General features: G+C 56.9%; 1 pseudogene. It reads right to left on the minus strand.

Annotated features, from left to right (window positions below):
* Positions 1-80: 80 nt before the first annotated feature.
* Positions 81-443: pseudogene (istB, locus tag J9892_RS21465) on the minus strand (IS21-like element ISAs29 family helper ATPase IstB); the annotation flags it as partial.

A 443-nucleotide genomic window follows, 5' to 3' on the forward strand; every position in this document is an offset into this window, starting at 1 on the left:
TGCGTATTCCGGCGAAGTTGAACAGCCATTCCGGCCAACGTGAACACCCTGATCCTTAACGCGCTCACGTCACCCCGTTTCTAACTCGAGTGTTCAGATTGGGTCAACTCACTTCTCCTCTTTCTCATCGATTCTCCCTTCAGTGACAGCCGGTGAGCGTTGTGCATCAGCCGGTCCAGGATCGCATCTGCCAGAGTGTTGTCCCCCAAGCTCGCGTACCACTCTTCCGTTGGCAGCTGACTGACCACGACCGTCGAGTATTTCCCGTACCGATCATCCATGATCTCCAGCAGGGCGTTGCGCTGCTCGGCATTCACCGCTTCCAGTCCCCAGTCATCCAGGATCAGCAGCTCTATCCTTGCCAGTTGACCCAGCAGTCTGGCGTAACTGCCATCTACCTTGGCCTGGCTCAGCTCAAGTAGCAGACGCGGCAGCCGGTAGTA

This window comes from Aeromonas sp. Prich7-2 (assembly GCF_017939255.1).
GTDB classification, from domain to species: Bacteria; Pseudomonadota; Gammaproteobacteria; order Enterobacterales; family Aeromonadaceae; genus Aeromonas; species Aeromonas caviae.